Genomic DNA, 23,415 nt, shown 5'->3' with positions numbered 1-23,415 from the left:
TAACCTGCTGTCCATGATTCTATTACCGGCAGGCAAATTACAGGTTTAATGAAGGGTACTCAGCGAGTACAAAAAAAAGTAAGTACGGCACCAGCTCCGACAGCGCATAAGAGCGCTTTTATCAGCAACATGGTCATTTCAAAGTTGTTCATGGCGAATTCGCCATCGCCACTGATGGGAATAAAGTGCTTAACGAATGTGTAGATAAAAGCATCGGGAAGAAACAGAACACCGACAATAACGAGCAGGAAGAAGATAATTACTTTCATTGAGCCACCTGCAACGATTATTAGAGTTAAAAAATTAAATCTATATTTCCTGATGAATTATTAAGCCCTGTCACTCATGAGGCTTACTCCTCTGATACTTCAATTGAGCCATACGGTCTTGCTATTTCACGATCGGTGAGAGGGAAATTATAAAATTGACTATGGTTAACCTCTACACCAACAACAAATTTTCTTGGTTCATCGATATTCCTGTCAGAGGTCAAGACAAAATCAACGATATATTTCCTATTATCTGCAAAATGATAGAACGATGGAGGAATACATAACTGCTCAGATTTAATTGAAAGTGGTGGGCTATCAACAAACGCTTGTTGTTTCGAAGGTGTTCCTCTTAGATTTATCGATATAATCGCAGGATGATAATCCTGTGCATCTGTAATGTGAAAACAAACATTGCCGTCAATCAACTTGACCTGAGTCGTTTCATTTAGCCGAAATCTATCCCCCTGACCTGGACATCCTGTTAGCAGGAAGATACATGACAAGGTGAGCGTGCTCAAAAATAACGTTCTGTATTTTTTAATCACCATGGAAACCCTCTTAACGCCTCTTTATAATGTTGTCGAATGGCACTTTCTGAGATATCGCCATCCAGAGTAACGTCACTTGATCTCCGTAATGTAATCCACGCTTTATAACCATGACTCTGCAACGTAAAATTATCCGCAATGATTTGTGCCTGCTGCTCCATCGGGTATTCACTTAGCAGACGTCCATCAAGTGTGTAGTGATAACTGACCATCCAACTCACCAGACCCCGCCCTATAACATTCATCCCTCTGGTCAACTGCCAGACGTGGCTCATTTCATGGATAAACATATGCTGAAGATCGTATGTTGACTGTGAAAAATCCCCCCGGTACTGATTACGAAAATACAGCTCACCATTCGGCGTCATTGCCGTATTTTCATTCTGCAGATTAAAAGGCAGATAGCTGTCCTTGTGGATCCACACGCTTGCATAATCAATCGTCGACGCAAATACCGACTGTGCCAGCTGTATCTCACCTGTCGTCAGTAATCTGACACCACCTTGCTCTAAGTCATCCTTGTCCTGCTTTTTCTCAGTCATGAGCAAACTCCAGCATAATGCCGTCTTCCTCATCCCAGCCCAGCGTCAGCGACTGGGGTTTCTGTTTCGCGGCCATGTGGGTCAGCAGCTGCTGGCTCAGCACCGGCAGAATTTGCTGGTTGAGCAGGCTGTCGACGTTGCGGGCCCCGGTATCCGGCAGCAGGCATGCTGCGGTCAGCGCGTCATACAGGCTCTCGCCGATGTTTGTTGTCAGGCCGTAGTGGCGATGCAGACGCTTACTCACCTGGGCGAGCTTCATTTCCACGATGGTGCGCATGGCAGGCTCACTCAGCGGACGGTAAATCACGGTCTGGAAGCGGGCCAGCAGCGCCGGCTGGAAGTGGTCACGCAGAATGGGCCGCAGCAGTTCGTGCAGGTCGCCTTCGCTGGCGTCCGGCTGTTCATCCAGCAGCTGCATAATGTGGTCGCTGCCGAGGTTGGAGGTCATCAGGATAACGGTGTTGCGGAAGTCGATTTCGCGCCCTTCGCCGTCGCGCATGAAGCCGCGGTCGAACACCTGGTAGAACAGGTTCATCACGTCCCGGTGCGCCTTTTCGACTTCATCGAGCAGCACCACGCTGTATGGGCGCTTGCGCACCGCTTCGGTGAGAATACCGCCCTGACCGTAACCCACATAGCCCGGAGGAGAGCCCTTCAGCTGCGAAACGGTATGCGGCTCCTGGTACTCCGACAGGTTGATGGTGATAAGCGACTTTTCACCGCCGTACAGCACGTCCGCGAGCGTGAGTGCCGTTTCGGTTTTACCGGTGCCGCTCGGGCCGACCAGCAGGAACACGCCCTGCGGACCGTTCTCGGAGGTGAGTCCGGTTTTGGCCGCGCGCATACGCTGAGCAATGGCGTTGAGCGCCACATCCTGGCCCACCACACGCTTGCCGATTTCCGCTTCCAGGTTCAGCAGTTCGGTTTGTTCATCCTTCATCAATGAGGAAAGCGGCACCCCGGTCCAGTCGGCAATGACGTTGGCGACGGTGCGGGGGTCGACATCCACCTGAATCAGGGCATCGCCCTGCTGCTCCTGTGTTAGTTGCTGTTGCAGAGCCAAAATTTCCGCCTGCTGGCTGATATCCTTCCTACTGGCCATCAGCTGCTGTGCCAGTGATTTTTCGTCGATAAAACGGGATTCAAGCTGTGTCAGAGCGTTGGTTTTTTCCTGCCGCTGCTGTTCATTCATGCTCAGCCGGTCACGGTGTGTATTGCCCCCGACCGCGATATCTTCCAGCAACGCCTGCTCTTCCAGCTCCAGCGCGGTCAGTTGCGCTTTCAGGCGCACTATCGCTTCCGGCACGGTGTCGAGACTCATGCGGACGCGTGCGGCGGCGGTGTCCAGCAGGTCAACGGCTTTATCGGGCAGCTGACGCCCGGTCAGGTAACGACGCGACAGGGTGACCGCGGCACGTACCGCATCATCAGTGATGTGCACGCTGTGGTGTTCGGCGTAGCGCGATTTCAGTCCTCTGAGCATCAGGCAGGCCGTGTCGTCGTCCGGCTCGTCAACTTTCACCATCTGGAAGCGACGTTCCAGCGCGGCATCACGTTCAAAATACTGCTTGTACTCGCTCCAGGTGGTGGCGGCGATGGTCCGCAGCTCGCCGCGTGCCAGCGCCGGTTTTAACAGGTTGGCCGCATCCGCGCCGCCCGCCTGGTTGCCCGCGCCGATAATGGTGTGCGCTTCGTCGATAAACAGCAGCACCGGGTTCGGCGACTGCTGTACCGCGTCGATAACGTTTTTCAGGCGCTGTTCGAATTCACCTTTCACGCCCGCCCCCGCCTGCAACAGGCCGAGGTCGAGGGTCCGCAGGCTGACGGCTTTCAGCGATTCAGGCACGTTGCCCTCGGCGATACGCAGCGCCAGCCCTTCCACCAGCGCGGTTTTCCCCACGCCCGGCTCCCCGACCAGAATGGGGTTGTTCTTGCGACGACGGGACAAAATATCCACCATCTGACGGATTTCGGTATCACGGCCAAACACCGGATCGATGTTGCCCTCTTTCGCTTTGGCAGTGACGTCAAGGGTGAATTTATCCAGCGCGTTCTGCAGCGCCGGGCTGAGTTCACCGTCTTTTACTTCGGCTCCCACCGAACGACCCACCATTTCAACATCGCCGCCCTGCCGGGCGAGTTCCGCTTCCTGCTGCAGCTCCGGACGCTCGTCGGACTGCGCATCAATCAGCGGACGCAGGCGCTCCAGCTGACTCTGGCCCAGCGTCAGCAGAGGCCACAGGCCGTCACAGCGTGCCAGTTTCGGTTTATCGACCAGCGCCATCAGCAGATGGATGCTGCGGATTTGCTCCTCGCCGTTCAGTGAAGCAAGCAGCCAGGCCTCCTGCATCAGTGTCTGAATACTGTCAGATAACTGAGGGCGACCGCGCACCGAGCGCGGCAGGTTATCCAGCCAGCCGAGCAAATCCTGCCACAGGGCGTCCATGTCCCATTCGTAGCGACGCGCCAGCACCGTCAGGTCACCTTCGCCCTGCTCCAGCAGTTTCAGCAGCCAGTGCTCTGGCAAAATTTCCGCATGCGCGCGGGTCTGGCAGAGCGAAGCCGCCCCTTCCATCGCTCGGGCACAGTAAGGGTTCAGACGTCGCAACAGGATGGCTGGATTTTCCATGAGTTTCTCTCTTTGTGTATTCCGGACACGCTACCGCCCTTCGCTGTTTCCTGTGGTTCAGGAGACCAAAGCGCATAAGGTCGGGCAGGCAGATTGTGGGTTTCTTTGCTGAAAGCCCGTTTCAGACAGGCACTCAGCAAAAAAACTGCGGACAGGAAACCCTGTCCGCATCGGGCTTACGCGGTGGCGCGTTCGTTCCAGGAGTCGGAATGAATGATGTTGCCGTCTTTGTAGGTCCAGGTGATTTTTTCGTAGCGCAGTTCAATTTCTTCCAGGTGGTTATGCTTCTCTTTGGAAGGATCTTTGATGTCGTGCATTTTCGGCGCGACTTTCACCAGCTTGACGTTTTCCAGCTTGGTGTTGAAATACTCCACTTCCTGACCGGCATCGTTGATTTTGTACCATTTGAATTCGGCAGATTTCAGGGTCTGACCGGTAGTCACCGCCTTGTAGAGGTACGGGCTGGACGAGTCGATTTCCTTGGTGAATTTGAACGGCGTGTGGATACGGGTACCGGTCAGCTTGCCGGTGTTATTATCGGTAGGGATGTACAGGGTGTGATCCTGTGCAACCACTTCGATGCTGCCTTCACGATCCTGAACGTCCACAGAACCTTTAATGTCCGCGCCGCCGTCGTCCTTCAGCCACAGATAAACAGGAATTGCCATGGTTACTTCTCCATTTCTTGAGTTGAAGCGTCGCCATCATCCGTTGAATCCGGTGACGCTTTTGATGAGTCCGGCACCTGACAGGCATCGGCCTGCGGTACCAGACTGATTTCGACCCGGCGGTTGAGCGCGCGTCCTTCCGGGGTGTCGTTGGTTGCGATCGGGCGGCTCTCGCCATAGCCCTGCACCGCAAAACAGCTTTCCGGCACATCACCGGTATCACGCATCCAGTCACGTACCGCTTCGGCACGTCTCAGGGACAGCGTCTGGTTCAGTTGGGGATTGCCTGTGTTATCGGTATGACCGGCCACGACAATCAGCCAGCCTGGCTTTGCCTTGATGCCCACCAGCGAGTTCACCAGCATTTTGGTCGAACCCGCTTTCAGCACGGACTTCCCGGAATCGAACAGCGACATGCTGTCGAGGCGAAGGGTTTTCGGACCCTGGATGATTTTCTTAATGACCGGTGGTGGTGGTGGTGGCGGAGCCCAGTCGCTGACGGCGGCCTCAACAGGTGGAACCAGGCGCAGCCCCTGATACAGTCCCAGGCGATAACGCAGTGGCTCCCCGCGACGCTGCCAGTCATCCAGCAGTGCGCCATCAGCTCTGAGGCGCTGCTGCGCCCGCAGTTTCGGGGCAACAGGCTTACCCGTCAGCTGGTGATATAACGCAAGGTGATCGCCAACATTACGGATGAGGCGCTGGTTGTTCATCCAGGACGCCAGCATGGCAAGTGCCAGGAAAATTCCGCCCAGTAATCCGGCATAGCGCCAGAACACCATTCTGCGGCTGACACCACGTCGGCGTGGTAACGCCGGCAGCAGCAGTTCAGGCAGCGGCAGTGGTTCGGTGGTGACAACGACATCCGGTGGCAGCGCCGTCACGGAAGTGATGTGCTGTTGCCAGAGATTGCCCGCGATACCGCTCACCGGCACCATGCACATGCCCTGCACGCACGGCTTCATCACCGGCAGTTCGCCCTGGCGTACCGACAGCAAGTCATTCACCGCGCTGTTCTGCCAGGTAAGCAGACTGTCCAGCCAAAGGCCCTGACTCAGACGCGAAAGACGCCCGTCTGAGCCGGCTTCCCGGGTCCATTCCGTCAGTGACACATTGCCCTGACCAGGCTGATACACCTGAATACCGCTCCGTTGGCTGACCGTGGTAAACCAGACGGGCTCTTCCTCCGCGCAGGCCACAGGAGGCGATACCCAGGTCACAGTCCACAGCGGGGGGAGAGTGCCAAATGCCGCACGGCACTGGACAACAGCCCGCTGCCAGCCCCGCAAAGACTGGGTAAAATCATCGCCGGAGGTGTGCTGTTCAGGTACCACCGCCAGCATGACGGAGATTTGCGACACCAGGGCCGGGCGCACCAGGCTCAGGTGCTGAGCCAGGAGTGGCAGCTGTTCCGCATCCTTCACCCACAGATACCAGCTCTGCCGGGTTTCCCGGTGACGGGAACCGGACACAAACAGCGGGGCGTTATCGCCACAGACGAGGGTAACCGCCCCCTGAAAATCTTCCGGCGGCAGGTGTTCATCCACAATGTCCCGGACAGCGGTCGCCCGCGCCTGCGAAGCCCGACGCTGACGCCAGAACATCACCCCGGACACCAGAATAACAAGCAGGCTGAGTGCCACACGGCTGCCTGTCGACAGCGGCCAGAATCCCAGAATGAGCCACAGCGCCAGCACGGCACCCAGGGCAGTTAACAGACTTCGGTACGCATCCCGCATCGCTTACCCCGGCCTGACAGTCTGGCTTACCAGCCCGGTAAGCGAAGACGAAAGGAAGAACCAGAGCGCCACCAGGGCGACAGCGGCCACAACCCAGGTCAGCCAGTACCAGCGACGGCCGCTGCGCAGGCGTGATGCCCGGGCAACAATGGGGGCGTCCTGTGCCAGCGAGAAGGCCGGCACCCGTTCCGCGAGCGCGCGAACGATATCTTCCCGGCGTTCATCATCCTGGGCACGATACTGACCGACGAACCCCAGCTGCAGGGTCCGGTACATGCAGGTCAGGACGGCGGCGTCAGGGGCGGTTTCTTTCAGCAGGTTGCGGATCCGCTCCCACAGCTCCTCACCGGCATTGAGGGTGCCAAAGAAGTGAGCCTGCAACGGATCACGACGCCACGTCAGGTAACCATCATCGGTGGTTCCCCGGTTCATCACGCTCTCATCAAGCAGTGCACACAGTGCATACACCATATGGTCACGGCTGATGTCGCTGTAACCGGCCTCCGTGAGCGCCGCTTTCGCATCCTGCACCAGACGGCAGGCCCGGCGATAGAGCCCTTCCCCGTCCCGGACTTCCTGCCCACCGCGCAGCTGGCTGGCCATCAGCCAGCCCGGGTAGAAAATGCGTTCTATCTGGCTGAGTTCGGATTTATTCATGAGCGCAGCACCGCAAAGAGTTCAAGATTCACATCCCCCAGTGAGCGCGGGGTGTAGAAGGTGCAGCTGCCCATTTCAAGCATTGCGCGAGCCGCCTCAGTACTCAGATCCAGCGAGAAATACTGGTTCTCAAGACGTAACGGGATAGCGGCCGGAACATGGGTCAGCGGCTTGATAACCATTCCGCTCAGGGCCACGTTCACCACGTCAGACACATCATCAAAGCTGCCCGCTTTACACAGCTGCGGGAATTTCGTCTGAAGTTCATGGTTCGGCATGGAGGAGCGTACGGAGAGGTAGAAGTCTGCGCCTTCACGCAGGCGCGCATCGTGCAGGGCACCTTTCCAGATCTGATCCTGATGCTCCAGGTGAATACTCACCACCCGCGACGGCAGGCTCGCTTCCAGCAGCTTGTCGAGCAGTGCCAGCAGCGGCGGGAACACCCGCTCCGGTACATCGTGCTGATAAGCAGGAATATCGCTGGCGTCGTGCTCCAGCGAAAAGGTCAGCAGACTGCCGGCCAGACGGGTCAGTTCGCGGTACAGCAGTTCCGGGTGACGATCCGGCGTCTGCAGCAGTTCCGTCAGCACCGGCTCAGCACTGTTCAGGGCATTGAGCAGCCAGAACAGGGAGACATCCGCGACCGCAAAGTCGGCCATCCGCTCATTGCTTTCACGACGCATGGCCATCAGGCGACGACGACGGGCCTGCAGGCGAACCAGCAGGTCACCCAGTTCGGTGGTCAGTGACGGGCTCGCAGCAACCGACAGCATCGGCGGGATAAAGGCCGGGTCACGGCTCCATTGTCCCTGTGCATTGCGCACCAGACGGGCGACCGGACAGGTCAGGTATGCCGTGTTTTCCTGGCTGGACAGACGCAGGGTCAGCGCATTACGCAGGATCGCAAGTTCCCCGCTTTCATGCCCGGCCAGCTCCTGCACCACCACACGCTCCGCTTTCCAGCGACGCGGGCGTTCACTGTCCTGACCGTTATCGAGGTTGCCGCCGCTGGCACTCAACAGCGGCAGCGCGACAACCACGTCAACAGCCTCACTGCCGGCGGCAACAGACAAATCACAGACCGGAGGAAGGGTATCTGCCAGGTCGGTATCCACAAGGGTACCGTCCTGAAAGCGCACCACCAGACGGGTGGCGTTCAAGCGCGAGAGCGCCAGTGCGGCATCATCAAATTCTGCCGCCACCACGCCCCAGGGATGAGAAATACCCATCCGGGCGACCATGTCGGCAACGTGTTCACTCCAGCGGGCCTGCTGCTGGAACTGTTGCGGGGCCAGAGCGGCCCCATCCTCCCAAAGTGGGCGGTAAATTTTCATCCCTGATTTCCCCTCGCCTTACGATTTGGCTTTCGGCATCTGAGAAACCAGTGACAGGTTGACGTCCATGCCTTCCACCTGGAAGTGCGGGATAGCGAACAGGCGGACTCGGAAGAAGCCCGGGTTGTCTTCGATGTCTTCGACAATCACTTTGGCGTCACGCAGCGGGTGAGACGCCTGCAGTTCGTCGCCCGGATCGGTCATTTCGGTCACCAGTCCACGGACCCAGGTGTTCAGCTCAAGTTCCAGCAAACGACGGTCTTTAGTGGTGCCGATGTTTTCACGCTGAATGAGCTTCAGGTAATGCGCGATGCGCGACAGCAGGAAGATATACGGCAGACGTGAGTTAATACGGCTGTTAGCGGTCGCATCGGCCGTGTCATACAGTGCCGGTTTCTGGGTAGAGTTCGCCGAGAAGAAGCAGGAATAGTCGCGGTTTTTGTAGTAGGACAGCGGAATGAAGCCCAGATTGGCAAATTCAAATTCGCGGGTTTCCGGGATCATCACTTCACTCGGAATTTTCACCTGATTACCGGTACCGAGGTCATACAGATGAATAGGCAAATCCTGCACTGCGCCACCTGCCTGCGGGCCACGGATCTGGACACACCAGCCGTTGTTGATAAAGCTCTTCACCATGTTGGCGGCAAATGCAAAGGAGGCGTTAGTCCACAGATATTTATCGTGGTCAGGGCCTTTGACTTCTTCAACGTAGTTGAAGCTGCGCACCGGCACGGTATCCGGGCCATACGGCAGGCGACCCAGCACACGCGGCATCACCAGTCCCAGATAACGGGAATCGTCGGTCTCGCGGAACGATTTCCATTTGATATATTCAGCACGGTCGAAATAGTTGCCGATGTCCTTGATGGCGGCGACCTGCTCCATATCGTCTTTTAAAAAGAAGGCCGGTCCCGCGGAGCCAATAAATGGCATATGAGCAGCAGCGGAAACTTTTGATATATTCCGCATCAGCGCCACATCCTGGGCTGAGGCATCAAACTCATACGCTGAAATGACGGCAGCGACAGGCTCGCCACCCGGTGTGTCGTATTCCGCAATATAGGTCTGCTTGTACAATCCGCTCTGAATAATCTCCGGGCAGTCTTCGAAATCCTGCCGCAGTTCTTCCTTAGATAAATCAAGCACTTCCAGCTTAATATTCTGCCTGAAATCTGTTTTGTCAACGAGGGATTTAAGTCCCCGCCAGACGGACTCCACTTTCTGGAACTCATCGCTATGCATGATCTCATCAAGCTGGCGGCTGATCTGAAAGTCAAGCTCCGCGATATGATGGTCCAGCAGGGTCTTATCTAATTTTTCGACTTTCTGTCCGGATTTCTGCAGGCACTGCATAAAGACCTGAACTGCGGCGGTCACACGGGCATTCGCAGACGTTTCCGCCATCACGGTATTATCATCAAAGCCATTCAGATTGCCCATTTCGGCAACCGGCTGCAGATTTATTTTTTCGAACAGTGAGGCATAGACACCGCCGTCCGGAAGTGTTTTTTCAATTGTTGCACCCGCCGCCGGGCTCTTGGCTTCGTTATTGACTGACATAAGCATTCTTTCCAGTTATTCCGTTAATATTTCCGGTACCTGACAATTAATTCCGGGACGGGGCCAGCGCATTTAGTTCGTTACGCAGCTCATCGCTCAGCGCAGGATCTTTCAGAATTTTTTCGAATTCTTTCTTAAAGGTTGTGTTGTCCAGGAGATTCGATTTCAGGTCGCGCAGTAAATTACGCATGGCGAGCATGGCTTTAAGCTGGGGAATTTGACGGACAACAGCTTCAGGTTCGAAGTCTTTCATCTTGCTGAAGCTCAGATGGACATTTTCTTCCGAGCCATCGTCTGCAAGCGTGTTTTTTACGGTGAGACTGACTTCAGGGTTCAGCTCTTCGAGGACCGAGTCGAAGTTGTTTTTATTAACATTTAATTTACTTCTTTCCGACAGGGTGCCGGTGGCTTTGCCATTGCTGAAGTCACCTACACTCAGTAATTTAAGGGGAAGCTCAACTTTCTTTTGCGCACCTCCCGTGTGTAAATCTAACGAAATGTTAACGCGCGCCTTCGGGATTTCTGATTGAAATGAATCAGCCATGATTTATTATCTCCATGAATGCTTAAATTATTTTTCTGAATAAATACGCTCACTGAAGTACTACTGCTCTTCAGCATACCTATTTCACACAATGCAAATGTTAATGCATGGTATTGCACTCCGCGGTCAGGCTAGAAACATCACAATAAGAAGGAAGCTTACAATGCAAAATAGTGAATGAACAGATCCTAGCAAAAAATATAGATACACGTAAATGTTCACATTCACGGTGCCTATGAGTATTCATAGGCACCGTGAATGTGAAAAACGAGAGAATGCTGAAGCACCTGACATGTGCGTAACAAAATGACACACACCGACAAGGTTTGTATTTAAAAAATAATAACCATGAAGGCGAGATTTATTAAAATATATACCACCGCATCCTTAGTTACGCCTTGCACACTTCGCATGATTGCTTTCCTATAAATGAGGTGAGATTATGTGAACAGGAAATAAATCATGTATTCGATTCTGGTAACATACATCAATGAGTGCTTCGAACGTATCTACAGAAAACTTCACTTTGATGTTTTTGATATGAAAGTCAAAGGAAGAAGTTGATATTTCAGCTAACTCCGCCACTCTGGCCCGTTTAAAGCCTTTGAGAATAAAGTATAATACCTTGGATTCCGTAGCAGTCAGATTATACTCAGAGAAATTTGACACTTTGAGTGACCGTGATGTCCCTTCCAGGTTTCCATACTCCAGGTGATGATTAAAAATGGCCGCCGTGGCCATGGTTCCACCAGGAGAACCATTTTGGTGGTAGATAATATCTTTTTGGGTGAACAAATTAACCTTGCTCAGACCGTTCAATGGTTCAATTACCGAGTAAACATTTCCCGACAGAACATCCTTTTCATGATTAATATACAAATCCTGTGAATCCCCCCAAGGCATATCACTGTCAGACAAACCGATCAATGCCTTAGCAGAAAAACCTGAAAATAATTTAAAGTTATTATTTGAAGCAATAAACCTATGGGAGGAATCTTTAACGAGCAGGATACCCTGGCGCCAGAGTATTACGGGATTATGGAGATAGTATTCCAAAAATAAATTATCATCTTGTGATATAAAACTTGGTTTGTTAGGATTGTATCTGGACATAATAAACTCATTAAAACGAGACTCACCTGCGGCTTTGTTTTAGTAATCATTATTTACATTAAAGGGAAAATCAATGACATCAAATGATAATGTAAAAATTAAAACCTACAACGTTCCCGAGCTCAAAGGCAACCTTAAGGATTACTGGGTCGCCATTTATGAAGGTAATATAGAAGGTGCCGAGACTGAAGATGAGGCCATTCAAAAAATATTAAATAAACGTATTGATCTCCAGTAAAATCAAGCCATTTTAATCGCCTCTAATTTTTACATTTCTCATTCCGTACAGAAAGAACCCCAGTTCCTGACGTCTGCAACTTCTTTCAAGGCAGTGCGTACTCTGGCATCAAATCATTTCCAGAAGTTTCATTTCATACGCTTCCCTGGCTATATTGCCGTATACCCTCCGTCGATTGAATGCAGCGATCCTGTGATAAACCCAGCCTTTTCACTGCATAAAAAATCCACAAAGTCAGCAACTTCCTTTGCTGTGCCTATACGTCTGAGAAGTTGTTCATTACATTCATCTTCATGCAAAGATTCGAAGGTTTTCCCCAATCGCTCTGATGCACGTGTCAGTGCATTACGATAGAGTGGCGTATCAATAGTTCCCGGGCAAACAGCATTACAGCGTATATTATAGGGGGCATAGTCAATGGCCACTGTTCTAGCCATCGATGCAACCGCCGACTTGCTTAAATTATATGCAAAACTATTTTTTTTGCCCACAAACGCTTGATCTGAAGATACGAGGACAATACTCCCACCATTATTTTTCATATGTGGAAGACTTTCTTTGATTGCAAGATAAGCGCCTTTAACATTAACCCCAATAACTCTTTCAAAGTCTTCAGTCATCGTTGACTCTACGTTACCAGAGAAATGAACACCTGCACTAATGACCAGATGGTCTATGCTGCACTCACTCTCAGATATTCTATTCATTGCCTGTTGAATACCTTCAGAAGATGAAACATCGCATTCAATAAATTGTCCGTATGCACCGGGTTTAATGTCAAAGTTATATACTCGATATCCGCTGTGAATGAACTTCTCACACACCGCTTCACCGATCCCATTACTTCCCCCCGTAACAAGACATACTTTCGACATATCAACAACCTACCAAAACCCATTCTTAGTGTCGTCATTGTCTGTTATTTATTAAAAATAGCATCCTTTTGTTTGTTTAAAATTAAATATTTCAACAATCAAAAAGTTACCACCTAAGTGTCAGCTCAGTCGATAACAGAGCGACTTAACGCACTTTGTAGGCTGCTCACGGAAAGCCCACAATATTTGCACTTCCGCACATTCATCATACCCAGACATTCACTTAATATAATTTAATAATAAAAGTCCTATAACGGACCAGGCATAAATATTTCTGCGTTGTCAAAATGCTTTAATGGACAACACCTGGCAGAGCCCCACTGAATAGCGTGCAATTATTTGCTTAAATGATGATTCTATTTATTAATTAAACACATTACATTCACCATATCGATGAATGGAATTTATATCCGGAACTTTCTGGCAAGATTGGCGGCATCAGGTCAGCTAATATACATATGTGGCTGCAGACTGAAACGGAGCTACGGGATAAATGAGTAAGGCAAAAAGTTCGTCAGAGACAAAAAACCACAAGGTGAGCTGGACCCTCGATGAAATAAACTATTTTGAAGCCAATTACCGAGCGTCAGGTCCGGAAGCGATTGCCACACACCTTGGCAGGACAGTACAAGCCGCCAAAGGGATGGTCAGGAAACTGTTGCACCCTGAAAAAACGGTTCAGAGCTGGTGCGAGGCCGAAAGGACTATCCTGACAAACCATTATGAAACCCAGAAACCAATACGGGGCATTGTCGCCATGCTCCCGGGGCGTAGCGCACTGGCGGTAATGGCCATGGCCGGAAAAATGGGACTGTCACGACCAGAAGACACATGGACTGAGGATGAACTTAGCTGTCTGTATCAATATTACCCATGTGAAGGTCAGCATATTCTGAGCCGTTTGCAGGCTAAATCAGATGAGAACATTCGTGGTAAAGCCCGTGAACTGAGTCTTGTCTCGCCAGGACACACCTGTGCCCGCCAGTAGCGTAAAGAGGAATAGCAGCTTCTCAGTCAGAACCGACACCGCAAATCGCTGACGGTCATGCCGCTTTTTCCCGACAGGGCCTTTCGTCCATTAATAACGCCCTGCTACGCCTGAAGCGCGTCAGAGGAGAACAACCCCACCCTGCAGTGCCTGACCGTTATCTTTGAAGCGGAGAAGGCCACCCTGCTGCGCTGGTATGAAAGCAGCACGATCCTTGATGAGATAATGGCGATGCTGCCAGGCAGAAGACGGCAGTCAGTTTTACTTTTGCTCGCAAATTGGGGCTGCCCCGCCCGTGAACTGCTCTCCGTTGATTAGTACACCCCGATGTTAATAATGTCTTCATAAGCCACATGAGGACATCCTCATGAAGAAGCGTTTATCCGACAAACAGATCATCAGTATTGCCCGCGAGGTCGAAGAGGGGTATCCGCCCGTGAACTCCGCCGCAAATACGCCATTTCTGATGCCACGTTTTAAACCTGGCGTAAGATGTATGGCGGTATGGATGTGCCTGAGGTTAAGCACCTTAAGTCGCTTGAGGAAGAGAACGCAAGGCTCAATAAGCTGCTTGCCGAAGCCATGCTGGATAAGGAGGCGCTTCAGGTGGCTCCTGGGCGATAGTACTGACGACAGACCAGAAGCATGAAGCCGTGATGTTAATGTGTGATGCGACTGGATTTTTGCAACGTCGTGCCTGCAGGACCACAGGTTTATCCCTGTCGACCTGCCGCTATGACGCCTGGTGCCCAGCTGCTGATGCCCATTTATTAGGGCGCATCACCGAACTGGTACTGGAGCGCAGGCGTTTTGGCTACCGCAGCATCTGACAGTTACTGCGCCGTGAAGGCGCTTCATGTTAATCACAAACGTGTGTACCGCCTTTATCATCTGAGCGGGCTGGGCGTAAAACGCAGACCACGTCGTAAAGGGCTGGCAACAGGACGTCTGCCGCTGCTCCGCCCAGCGGCGCCCAATCTGACCTGGTCAATGAATTTCTTCATGGATGCACAGGCCACCGATCGCAGTATCAAGTGCCTAACCTGCATCGATAACTTCACGAAGGAACACCTGATTGTCACTGTTGTCTTTGGGATTTCAGGCGTGCAAGTCACGCTTATTCTGGGCAGCATTGTACTGTTTCGCGGCTTTCCGGCGACGATAAGAACTGACCAGGAGCAAGAGTTTATCTGCAGAGCACTTGACCAGTGGGCCTTTGAGCATGGCGTGGAGCTGCGGCTTATTCAGCCCGGCAAGCCGACACTGAACGGATTTATTGAGAGTTTTAATGGACGCTTTCGCGATGAATGCCTGAATGAACACTGGTTCAGCGACGTCATTCATGCCAGGAAAATCATGAGTGAATGGCGTCAGGATTATAACGAGTACCGCCAGCACTCCAAGCTAAATTATCAGACGCAGTCTGAATTTGCGGCGGGCTGGAGAAAGGGGAATTGGAGAGTGCGGGATCTGACATTACGAACTGAGCGTTGTATCTAATCCTGGGGGTAGGTCAGAAGTTGTAAAAAATATGTTATGACACAAACTAAATGATAATTAAGGGAGGCGAGAAAAAACTAAAAAATATACCAAGTGAATATACCAACACTTTACCAACACCCCAAAAACAAAAGGGGTCGCCTTTCGGCAACCCCTCCAGAATGTTGGCGGAAGCGCAGAGATTCGAACTCTGGAACCCTTTCGGGTCGCCGGTTTTCAAGACCGGTGCCTTCAACCGCTCGGCCACACTTCCAACGAGGCGAACTATAAACATACCCATACTTCATGTAAAGCACGAATTTGTTCGTTCGCCTGAAAAATAGCCAACTTTAGTTTATTTGACTGAAATGCCAACAAGTTGTCTAGTTTAACAACACTTTTTAGTGTCTTATCACTCTACTTCTCTGTGATTGATGATGTACATATCTTTGGTGTAGTTGTTGCCGAGGTTGTTTGGCACGTCTCCCCCTACATAAGGTTTCACCAGCTGCACCAGAACATAGTGTCAAACAGGGAACGCAGGAACATCTTTCGTCAGCAGATTTTCTGCCTGCTGATAGAAGTTCCCCCGCTCCCCCACGTTACTCGCTTTTGCAGCATCATCAGGTAAAGATGGGTAAAATACCTTCCGTTAAATAAGGGTGCCGCTTATTCTTCGCCACTATATACATTAAAGAGAGAGTTTCTGAATGGATCGCATAATTACCTCCTCGCGTGACCGTTCGTCACTGTTAAGCACTCACAAGGTGCTGCGAAACACCTATTTTCTGCTCAGCCTGACCCTGGCATTCTCCGCCATGGTGGCGACAGCCAGCACCGTGCTGATGCTGCCATCTCCGGGCCTGATCCTGACGCTGGTCGGGATGTACGGACTGATGTTCCTGACTTATCGCCTGGCCAACAAACCATCGGGGATTATTGCAGCCTTCGCGTTCACCGGTTTCCTGGGTTATATCCTTGGCCCAATTCTTAATACCTACCTGTCTGCTGGCATGGGCGACGTTATCGGTATGGCGCTGGGCGGAACTGCGCTGGTGTTCTTCTGCGGTTCGGCCTATGTGCTGACTACCCGTAAAGATATGTCTTTCCTGGGTGGTATGCTGATGGCGGGCGTGGTGGTAGTGCTGGTAGGCATGGTCGCTAACATCTTCCTTCAGTTGCCCGCTCTGCACCTGGCGATTAGCGCGGTATTTATCCTGATCTCTTCCGGCGCAATTTTGTTTGAAACCAGCAATATCATTCGCGGCGGCGAGACAAATTACATCCGCGCCACGGTGAGCCTGTACGTTTCACTGTACAATATCTTCATCAGCCTGCTGAGCATTCTGGGCTTCGCCAGCCGCGACTAACGGCTGCGCAATCTGAACTTTATGGCCCCGCTTTTGCGGGGCTTTGTTTTTTCCGCGCGGGCAAATTTGTTACACTGCCTCGAATTTAAATAATGTCGTGGATGAGTATGTTGACGTTCGAAGGCAAAACCATCGAGACGGATACTGACGGGTATCTGAAAAACAGCGCCAAGTGGAGTGAACCGCTGGCGGTTGCGATCGCAGAAAAAGAAGGAATTACGCTTACGGTTGAGCACTGGGAAGTGGTGCGTTTTGTGCGCGAGTTCTATCTGGAGTTTAATACTTCCCCGGCCATTCGTATGCTGGTCAAAGCGATGGCAAATAAGTTTGGCGAAGAAAAGGGAAACAGCCGTTATCTGTACCGCCTGTTCCCTAAAGGGCCAGCCAAGCAGGCCACGAAAATCGCAGGTCTCCCTAAGCCTGTTAAGTGCATTTAATAGCGAATGCCAAAGTTGGTCCATTCTCTGTCGGGCTGGTGCGGTTCGGTAAGCACTTTATCAACCCTGGCGCTGCGTGGGCCACCGGCCTTCAGCCAGTCGATAAGCTGTTCAACCTTCTGTGCCTCACCGCACGCCAGCACCTCCACGCTGCCATCATCCATGTTGCGGGCATAGCCAGTTAAACCCAGATTTTGCGCTTCGCGCTGCGTGCTGTAACGAAAACCAACGCCCTGAACCATACCGTAGACCCAGGCTTGCGTGCATACTGATGCCATAACTTCCTCCGTTTAGGGTTCTTACGTTGCATTTAGCGGGTGTAACCCGGAAAATGACGGCTAATTCTTAGCAAAACAGCATATCAAAATATGACCGTACGTTTAGTGTTAACCAAAGGGCGTGAAAAATCTTTATTACGCCGTCATCCGTGGGTATTTTCTGGAGCAGTTGCCCGCGTAGAAGGAAAGGCGAATCCTGGTGAAACCATCGACGTTGTGGACAGCAACGGAAAGTGGTTAGCCCGCGCCGCTTACTCCCCATCTTCGCAAATCCGTGCGCGCGTCTGGACGTTCGATGCAGGCGAAGATATCGATATCGCCTTTTTCACCCGCCGGTTGCAGCAGGCACAGCAGTGGCGCGAATGGCTCGCTAAACGTGACGGACTGGACAGCTATCGCCTGATTGCCGGCGAGTCCGACGGTATGCCCGGCGTGACTATCGACCGCTTCGGTAACTTTCTTGTTCTGCAGCTGCTGTCTGCCGGGGCTGAATATCAACGCCCTGCCCTGGTCGCGGCCCTGCAGCAGTTATTCCCGCACTGCGCCATCTATGACCGCTCTGACGTGGCAGTGCGTAAAAAAGAAGGCATGGAACTGACCCAGGGTCCGGTAAGCGGCGAGTTACCGCCTGATCTGCTGCCCATCGAAGAACACGGTATGAAGCTGCTGGTGGATATTAAAGGCGGCCATAAAACGGGTTACTACCTCGATCAGCGCGACAGCCGTTTCGCGACGCGCCAGTATGTGAAAGATAAGCGTGTGCTTAACTGCTTCTCCTACACCGGGGGCTTTGCCGTTTCAGCCTTAATGGGCGGCTGCAGCCAGGTGGTGAGCGTTGACACGTCTCAGGATACGCTTGACGTGGCTAAGCAGAACGTAGAACTCAATAAGCTTGACCTGAGCAAAGCAGAATTCCTGCGCGATGACGTTTTCAAATTACTGCGTAAGTACCGCGATGCCGGCGAGAAGTTCGACGTTATCGTCATGGATCCGCCTAAGTTTGTGGAAAATAAGAACCAGCTGATGGGCGCATGCCGTGGTTATAAAGATATTAATATGCTGGCCATCCAGCTTTTAAACCCCGGCGGCATCCTGATGACTTTCTCCTGTTCGGGCCTGATGACCACCGATCTGTTCCAGAAAATTATCGCCGACGCCGCCGTAGATGCCGGACGTGATGTACAATTTATAGAGCAGTTCCGTCAGGCGGCCGATCACCCGGTGATCGCAACCTATCCGGAAGGTCTGTATTTGAAAGGGTTTGCCTGTCGCGTCATGTAGCTTGAAAAGGGGAAAATTGGCCGCATATCACAATGCAGAGCAATATTCCCGGGAGGTGACTATGATTGCCAGCAAATTCGGTATTGGTCAGCAGGTGCGCCACTCATTGCTGGGTTATTTAGGGGTAGTGGTGGATATCGATCCAGAGTACTCCCTTGATGAACCCGCCGAGGACGAACTGGCTGACAACGATGCTTTGCGCACCGCTCCCTGGTACCACGTCGTGATGGAAGATGACGATGGCCAGGCCGTGCATACTTATCTCGCCGAGGCCCAGCTAAGCTGGGAATTTCAGGCTGAGCATCCGGAACAGCCGTCAATGGATGAACTGGCGGCGTCAATCAGGCAGCAGCTTCAGGCACCTCGCCTGCGTAACTGACAGGACCCCGCATTCGCGGGGTTTTCTTATTTAGCCAGTCCGAGTCTCGGGATTTCAATCGCCGGACAGCGGTCCATGACGACATTCATTCCCGCATCCTGCGCCAGCACGGCCGCCTGTTCATTGATAACGCCCAGCTGCATCCACAGCGTTTTAGCACCGATCGCTATCGCGTCTTTCGCTACTTCCCAGGCCGCTTCTGAGTTACGGAACACGTCTACCATATCGACCGGCTCTGGGATCTCTGCCAGCGTACCGTATCCCTGCTGGCCGAGCAGCGTTTTCCCGGCCACTTTAGGTGAGACAGGAATAACCTTGTAGCCCTGATCCAGCAGATATGCCATCACACGATAGCTTGGACGGTCAGGCTTATCGCTGGCTCCGACCAAAGCAATGGTTCTCGTATTTTTCAAAATACTTTCAATATCCGTCGGTTTCATGACGCTCTCCGCCTTAAGGGTGTAGGCAAAAGTGTATGCCAAACGTTACTGCCTCACCATCTTTCCCATACGGATGTATGAGAGCAAAAGCTCAGAATATGTCTATATGTTAATAAAGCTGATTTGTGAAAAGTTTTGATACATTCAGGCACGATTATTCCGGGGCACGCAGGCGGTGGAGAAAAGAATGAATACCGGGCCAATTTTACTCGTCTTAAGCGCCCTGCTCTTGCCCAGTGCGGGGTGGGCAACAACCTTGCGCCTGTCACCCGACATCGACCTGCTGGTGCTAGACGGCAAAAAAGTATCAAGTTTTTTGCTAAAAGGCGCTGACAGCATTGAACTGGATAACGGCCCTCACCAGCTGGTGTTCCGCGTTGAGAAAAACGTGCGGGCGAGCCTGCGGGAGCAACGGCTTTATATCTCCCCGCCGCTGGTCGTCAGCTTTAATACGAGGGAGATAAGCCAGGTTAATTTCAATCTACCCCGCATAGAAAGCGAGAAAGAGAGCGAAGCCTTTAGTAGCACACCCCACCTGCAGCTTCTTGACGGCAGTTCGGCCGTTATTCCCATTAAACTGGACGTGCTGGCACTAAGGCCCACATCGCAGGGTATCGATTATGAAAACGATACTCAGCGCTACAACAAAGCGGGGCAAACCGCCTCTGTGCCGCAGTTTGCGATTATGATGGCGGACGACAGCGCTCTGCTTTCCAGCACGTCCGAATTAGACCCCCCCGTACGCCCGTCAGAGATGCTAACCGAGCAAAGGCTTAAATACTGGTTCACCCAGGCGGATAAAACGACTCGCGAAAACTTTCTGCAGTGGGTGAAAGATCATCCTTCTCAGTAATGACGCGCATTTTTGATTCCCTTCTCTTGCAGCATCAGCGACTTCCAGTAAGCTGTGGTCAACGTTAATCAATTGGAAATTGTCATGGAATCAACGACCCGTACCCTCGCGGCCCGCAAGCATATTGCGCTGGTCGCACATGACCACTGCAAAGAGTCGCTTCTTAAGTGGGTTGAACGTCATAAGGCATCCCTGAGCCAGCATGTGCTCTATGCCACCGGCACTACTGGTAATCTGATTCAGCGAGGCAGCGGGCTGGATGTGAATGCGATGCTAAGCGGCCCGATGGGCGGTGACCAGCAGGTTGGGGCGCTGATTTCTGAAGGGAAAATTGATATATTGATCTTCTTCTGGGATCCGCTGAATGCCGTGCCCCATGACCCGGACGTAAAGGCGCTGCTGCGGCTGGCGACCGTATGGAATATTCCTGTCGCCACCAACCTCTCCACCGCCGACTTCATTATTCAGTCACCGGGTTTCAGTCAGGATGTGGAAATCCTCATTCCTGATTATCAGCGCTACCTGGCTGAACGCCTGAGGTAATTAAGGGCGGCCAGCCGCGGGCACGCCGAGGCGTTTGAGAATGTCGACAAAATCAGACGGCTCTTTTTTGTTAAACATCAGCCAGACACGATGGCGTGCCCGCGTCATTGCCACATACAGCAGACGCCGCTCCTCGGCGTCCAGATACGCTTCCGGCTGCGGAAGCAGGGCCTGTTCCATCACCGATTCCCTTGCCGGAGCGGGGAAACCGTCCTTGCCCTGCTGTAGGCCCAGTACGATGACATAATCAGCCTGCTGGCCCTTGCTGGCGTGGATGGTCATAAAATCGATCTGCAGCTTCGGCCAGCGCGTTGCCGCCTTTTCCAGCGCTGGCGGACGCAAATGATGATAGCGGGCCAGTACCAGTATCCGCTGCTCGGGCTTCGCGTAGCCGCTAAGCTTATCGAGCAGCGCCTCCAGCTGGTCTTCCACCAGCAACATCACCGATTTTTTATCGCCTTTCGATAAGCTATTAAGCGGCTTCGCCAGCTGATTCGGGTTTTGCTGAATGAAGCTGTTAGCTATTTCACCGATGCGGTGATTGAAGCGGTAGGTCGTGTCCAGCGCACACTGGTCCCCTTCCCCAAAGTAATGTGCAAAGGCCGTCGTCAGCGCCATTTCGGCCCCGCTGAAACGGTAGATTGCCTGCCAGTCGTCTCCAACGGCATAAAGTGAAGTATGGGAATTTTGTCGGCGCAGTGCCGCCAGCAGAGCCGCGCGCTGGGGTGAAATATCCTGAAATTCATCCACCAGAATATGCTTCCACGGGCTGATGAAACGCCCTTTCTCCAGCACGTTAACCGCCTGGTGAATAAGGCCTGAGAAGTCCACCGCCTCTTCAGCCTTTAGGGCGGCTTTCCAGCATTTCAGCAAAGGCGCCATGAGCTTAACGCGTCTGGTAAAAACGTGGCGCACTTCTTCCGGACAGGCGGCGATCATCTCTGCCTGAGAGCCGCCGTGCATGCGCATCAGCCCCAGCCAGCGATCCAGCCTGCTTGCAAGGCGTTTTGCTAAACGTTCATCGCGCCAGAATTCGCCTTCAGGGACATCCCACTGCAGTTCATCGCTTAGCCATTCGCGCCATCCTTTTGCCTGAGCTTTTTTCTCGCAGCATTGCTGCTGCCAGTTTTCGATTAAGAGCCTGTGGCGTGCGCTGGTATCAGATTCCAGCTCGCTGATGCGTGGAGCTTTCTTGCTCCCCTGCTGGATAATATGCAGAGCCAGAGCGTGGAAGGTTCTGGCGGTTATGGCGTCGGTATGCAGACGCTCAGCGATGCGCTGATCCATTTCCTCTGCGGCCTGACGCCCAAACGCCAGCAGCAGAATTTGATCTTCCGTTGCCTCGCCGCGTTGCAGTAGCCAGCCTGCTCGCGCGACCAGCACGGATGTTTTACCGCTCCCGGCTCCGGCAAGCACCAGCAATGAGTCCTCACCGTTGACTACCGCCCGCGCCTGGGAAGGGTTCAGCGGTGAACTTTCCACCCGTTCAAAGAAAGTGGCATATTTTTCAAGCATTCGGTCGGTGTAGACAGCATTCCTTTCATGGCGACGTTTTTCGCCCTGCTCGAGCCAGGCTTTGCAGTTCAGCCACGCTTCCCGGCAGTTATCAAACTCTTCAAGACGTGCCTTCGGAAGCGGCAACGCGGTGAAAGCCGACCTGACATTCTGCTGCAGGGCCTGCATGTCGCTGCGTTTAAACCATTTTTCCTGCTGTGTCCGGCGCAAGATTTCGTCGTACTGCTCGTTGAGAACCTGAGCGGCAACTTCGCTCATTTCTGCGCTCCAGCTTTGCCAGAGCGCATGCAGATGCTGATAAAAGCGTTGGGTATCACCCCACTCGGTGCCGTGCAGGCGAACGACTTTATCGTCCGGGAGCACGAATTCGAGCTCCCCCCAGACCAGACCGCGCTTGATGTTAATCGCCACCAGCTGGTTGAATGGGATAAGGTATTCGTGACGATCGCCCTTTACCTCAACGCCCGCGCTGAGCAGCTTCACGCGATTGTAGGGATGCTGTGCTAAATGTTTGCCAAGGGCGGTCGCTTTGAGTTCCATGACGCTTTGTCTGCTCCTGAATATGGTTGCCGCTCAGTTTACCCGCCGAAGGAATCACGCTCCAGGGTAAAAACGCGTTACAATTGCTGTGGTTATTCATTGTATGACATTTACTAACGAAGAGTGCTTATGCGTACCGTCCTTAATGTATTGAACTTTGTGCTGGGTGGATTTTTGACAAGTCTTTCCTGGCTGGTGGCCACGCTCGCCAGCATTATTTTTATTTTCACGCTTCCGCTGACGCGCTCCTGCTGGGAGATCACCAAACTCTCTTTCGTACCCTATGGTAACGAAGCCGTTCATGTCGATGAGCTTAATCCGCAAGGTAAAAGCGCGGTAATGAATACCGGTGGCACCCTGATGAACATTCTGTGGCTGATTTTCTTTGGCTGGTGGCTTTGCATTATGCACATCATGACCGGCATTGTTCAGTGCATAAGCATCATCGGTATCCCTGTGGGTATCGCCAATTTTAAGATTGCCGCCATCGCACTGTGGCCAGTGGGTCGCCGGGTGGTTCCTGTCGAAGTCGCACAGGCCGCCCGCACCGCTAACGCCCAGCGTCGCTTTCAGTAATGCAGAGGGAAATG

At 52.6% G+C, this 23,415-nt stretch carries 24 protein-coding genes, 1 tRNA gene and 2 pseudogenes; 10 read left to right on the top strand and 17 right to left on the bottom strand.

Annotated elements, in window-relative coordinates; genetic code table 11:
• Positions 1-59 precede the first annotated feature (59 nt).
• The 11 genes from ACA108_07990 to ACA108_07940 all read right to left on the bottom strand — a co-directional run bounded on the left by ACA108_07990 (position 60) and on the right by ACA108_07940 (position 11,609).
• Entirely contained in the window at positions 60-269 is a 210-nt protein-coding gene (locus ACA108_07990; protein XEX97431.1) for a hypothetical protein, read from the bottom strand.
• Between the two features lie 83 nt (positions 270-352).
• Positions 353-820: a putative T6SS immunity periplasmic lipoprotein gene (locus ACA108_07985; GenBank protein XEX97430.1), complete on the bottom strand. Its 468-nt coding sequence runs from the start codon at positions 818-820 to the stop codon at positions 353-355.
• Positions 814-1,362, bottom strand: coding sequence for a type IV secretion protein Rhs (locus ACA108_07980; GenBank protein XEX97429.1), 549 nt, complete (start codon positions 1,360-1,362; stop codon positions 814-816). Before ACA108_07980 ends, ACA108_07985 begins: the two co-directional genes overlap by 7 nt.
• Positions 1,355-3,991 (bottom strand): type VI secretion system ATPase TssH, encoded by a 2,637-nt coding sequence (tssH, locus tag ACA108_07975; GenBank protein ID XEX97428.1) that lies wholly within the window; start codon positions 3,989-3,991, stop codon positions 1,355-1,357. Before tssH ends, ACA108_07980 begins: the two co-directional genes overlap by 8 nt.
• 176 nt (positions 3,992-4,167) lie before the next feature.
• Complete coding sequence (locus ACA108_07970; GenBank protein ID XEX97427.1) at positions 4,168-4,659, bottom strand: Hcp family type VI secretion system effector; 492 nt, start codon at positions 4,657-4,659, stop codon at positions 4,168-4,170.
• Positions 4,660-4,661: 2 nt separating this feature from the next.
• Entirely contained in the window at positions 4,662-6,398 is a 1,737-nt protein-coding gene (locus ACA108_07965; GenBank protein XEX97426.1) for an OmpA family protein, read from the bottom strand.
• Positions 6,399-6,401: 3 nt separating this feature from the next.
• Complete coding sequence (gene tssL, locus ACA108_07960; GenBank protein XEX97425.1) at positions 6,402-7,055, bottom strand: type VI secretion system protein TssL, short form; 654 nt, start codon at positions 7,053-7,055, stop codon at positions 6,402-6,404.
• Entirely contained in the window at positions 7,052-8,389 is a 1,338-nt protein-coding gene (tssK, locus tag ACA108_07955; protein XEX97424.1) for a type VI secretion system baseplate subunit TssK, read from the bottom strand. Before tssK ends, tssL begins: the two co-directional genes overlap by 4 nt.
• Positions 8,390-8,407: 18 nt before the next feature.
• A complete protein-coding gene (gene tssC, locus ACA108_07950; protein XEX97423.1) occupies positions 8,408-9,958 on the bottom strand; it encodes a type VI secretion system contractile sheath large subunit in 1,551 nt (516 codons plus the stop codon).
• A gap of 40 nt (positions 9,959-9,998) precedes the next feature.
• Positions 9,999-10,496 (bottom strand): type VI secretion system contractile sheath small subunit, encoded by a 498-nt coding sequence (gene tssB, locus ACA108_07945; GenBank protein XEX97422.1) that lies wholly within the window; start codon positions 10,494-10,496, stop codon positions 9,999-10,001.
• Positions 10,497-10,919: 423 nt separating this feature from the next.
• Positions 10,920-11,609: a helix-turn-helix transcriptional regulator gene (locus tag ACA108_07940; protein ID XEX97421.1), complete on the bottom strand. Its 690-nt coding sequence runs from the start codon at positions 11,607-11,609 to the stop codon at positions 10,920-10,922.
• 73 nt (positions 11,610-11,682) lie between these two features.
• On the opposite strand from ACA108_07940, the gene ACA108_07935 reads away from it, so the two are divergent.
• A complete protein-coding gene (locus ACA108_07935; protein XEX97420.1) occupies positions 11,683-11,847 on the top strand; it encodes a hypothetical protein in 165 nt (54 codons plus the stop codon).
• 149 nt (positions 11,848-11,996) lie between these two features.
• On the opposite strand, the gene ACA108_07930 is transcribed toward ACA108_07935, so the two are convergent.
• Complete coding sequence (locus tag ACA108_07930; GenBank protein ID XEX97419.1) at positions 11,997-12,722, bottom strand: SDR family NAD(P)-dependent oxidoreductase; 726 nt, start codon at positions 12,720-12,722, stop codon at positions 11,997-11,999.
• Positions 12,723-13,215: 493 nt separating this feature from the next.
• On the opposite strand from ACA108_07930, the gene ACA108_07925 reads away from it, so the two are divergent.
• The gene (locus tag ACA108_07925) at positions 13,216-13,710 is read left to right on the top strand and encodes a hypothetical protein (GenBank protein XEX97418.1); all 495 of its coding nucleotides are present in this window, start codon (positions 13,216-13,218) and stop codon (positions 13,708-13,710) included.
• Positions 13,711-14,077: 367 nt separating this feature from the next.
• Positions 14,078-15,197 (top strand): annotated as a pseudogene (locus ACA108_07920) (IS3 family transposase).
• A 178-nt stretch (positions 15,198-15,375) separates the two neighbouring features.
• Here ACA108_07920 and ACA108_07915 read toward each other — a convergent pair.
• Positions 15,376-15,463: transfer RNA gene (locus ACA108_07915), tRNA-Ser, on the bottom strand.
• A gap of 138 nt (positions 15,464-15,601) precedes the next feature.
• Positions 15,602-15,811, bottom strand: a pseudogene (locus ACA108_07910) (oligopeptide ABC transporter substrate-binding protein OppA).
• Positions 15,812-15,899: 88 nt separating this feature from the next.
• Between ACA108_07910 and yccA the strand changes: the two are divergent.
• Complete coding sequence (gene yccA / locus ACA108_07905) at positions 15,900-16,559, top strand: FtsH protease modulator YccA (protein ID XEX97417.1); 660 nt, start codon at positions 15,900-15,902, stop codon at positions 16,557-16,559.
• A gap of 107 nt (positions 16,560-16,666) precedes the next feature.
• Complete coding sequence (gene tusE / locus ACA108_07900) at positions 16,667-16,996, top strand: sulfurtransferase TusE (GenBank protein ID XEX97416.1); 330 nt, start codon at positions 16,667-16,669, stop codon at positions 16,994-16,996.
• Here tusE and yccX read toward each other — a convergent pair.
• Positions 16,993-17,274 (bottom strand): acylphosphatase, encoded by a 282-nt coding sequence (yccX, locus tag ACA108_07895; GenBank protein XEX97415.1) that lies wholly within the window; start codon positions 17,272-17,274, stop codon positions 16,993-16,995. The two genes, tusE and yccX, sit on opposite strands and share 4 nt — an antisense overlap.
• A 90-nt stretch (positions 17,275-17,364) precedes the next feature.
• On the opposite strand from yccX, the gene rlmI reads away from it, so the two are divergent.
• Positions 17,365-18,555, top strand: a complete 1,191-nt coding sequence (gene rlmI, locus ACA108_07890; protein ID XEX97414.1) for a 23S rRNA (cytosine(1962)-C(5))-methyltransferase RlmI — start codon at positions 17,365-17,367, stop codon at positions 18,553-18,555.
• A gap of 61 nt (positions 18,556-18,616) precedes the next feature.
• Positions 18,617-18,934, top strand: coding sequence for a heat shock protein HspQ (gene hspQ, locus ACA108_07885; GenBank protein ID XEX97413.1), 318 nt, complete (start codon positions 18,617-18,619; stop codon positions 18,932-18,934).
• A 26-nt stretch (positions 18,935-18,960) separates the two neighbouring features.
• Here the strand turns inward: hspQ and ACA108_07880 are convergent, their stop codons facing one another.
• Complete coding sequence (locus ACA108_07880) at positions 18,961-19,374, bottom strand: CoA-binding protein (GenBank protein ID XEX98049.1); 414 nt, start codon at positions 19,372-19,374, stop codon at positions 18,961-18,963.
• 187 nt (positions 19,375-19,561) lie between these two features.
• On the opposite strand from ACA108_07880, the gene ACA108_07875 reads away from it, so the two are divergent.
• Positions 19,562-20,227: a DUF2057 family protein gene (locus tag ACA108_07875; GenBank protein XEX97412.1), complete on the top strand. Its 666-nt coding sequence runs from the start codon at positions 19,562-19,564 to the stop codon at positions 20,225-20,227.
• A gap of 84 nt (positions 20,228-20,311) precedes the next feature.
• Complete coding sequence (mgsA, locus tag ACA108_07870; protein ID XEX97411.1) at positions 20,312-20,770, top strand: methylglyoxal synthase; 459 nt, start codon at positions 20,312-20,314, stop codon at positions 20,768-20,770.
• Here mgsA and helD read toward each other — a convergent pair whose 3' ends face one another.
• Positions 20,771-22,825: a DNA helicase IV gene (helD, locus tag ACA108_07865; protein ID XEX97410.1), complete on the bottom strand. Its 2,055-nt coding sequence runs from the start codon at positions 22,823-22,825 to the stop codon at positions 20,771-20,773. It abuts the gene before it with no gap.
• A 129-nt stretch (positions 22,826-22,954) separates the two neighbouring features.
• Between helD and ACA108_07860 the strand changes: the two genes are divergently transcribed.
• Positions 22,955-23,401 carry a YccF domain-containing protein gene (locus ACA108_07860; GenBank protein ID XEX97409.1) on the top strand — a complete coding sequence of 149 codons (447 nt, stop codon included), beginning with the start codon at positions 22,955-22,957 and terminating at the stop codon, positions 23,399-23,401.
• Positions 23,402-23,415: the final 14 nt, after the last annotated feature.

It is taken from the genome of Dryocola sp. LX212 (assembly GCA_041504365.1).
Classification (GTDB): domain Bacteria; phylum Pseudomonadota; class Gammaproteobacteria; order Enterobacterales; family Enterobacteriaceae; genus Dryocola.
Note: the sequence above shows the minus strand (reverse complement) of the source record. Positions and strands in the feature narration are given on the sequence as shown.